This is a genomic window from Streptomyces sp. NPDC059900 (genome assembly GCF_050270335.1).
Classification (GTDB): Bacteria; Actinomycetota; Actinomycetes; order Streptomycetales; family Streptomycetaceae; genus Streptomyces.
Map to the genome: position 1 here is coordinate 2,592 of NZ_JBNNJZ010000803.1, position 326 is coordinate 2,917.

Here is a 326-nt window from a genome sequence, read left to right on the forward strand (position 1 = left end):
CATTTACCGCGGCCACAGCGTGCTCGCCGGGGACCGTGTCCTGTCCGCGACCGCGAAACGGAAGCTGTTCGCCCCGCAGGTGCGGGTGCCGGAGCTTGACGGGGCCTATGGATATGGCTGGGTCGTCGTCGACTCCGGCCTCGGGGAACATCGGTACAGTGGTTATCGGTGAGAACGATCTTGTTCAGGGTGTGAGGGCGCTGACCCTGTTCTCGTACTCGCGGCGGGCCTTGCGCTGCGCCGGGACCGCAGGGAGCCCCTGACCGCCGTCGAGCGGCTGGCAGCGGGCGAGGAGCCCTCGGTGCACGGCGGGGACGGCACTGACG

Annotated in this window: 1 pseudogene; it reads left to right on the forward strand. The window is 69.3% G+C overall.

Annotation, left to right across the window (positions count from 1 at the left end):
• Positions 1–172, forward strand: a pseudogene (locus ACQKIP_RS44195) (hypothetical protein); the annotation flags it as partial.
• Positions 173–326: the final 154 nt, after the last annotated feature.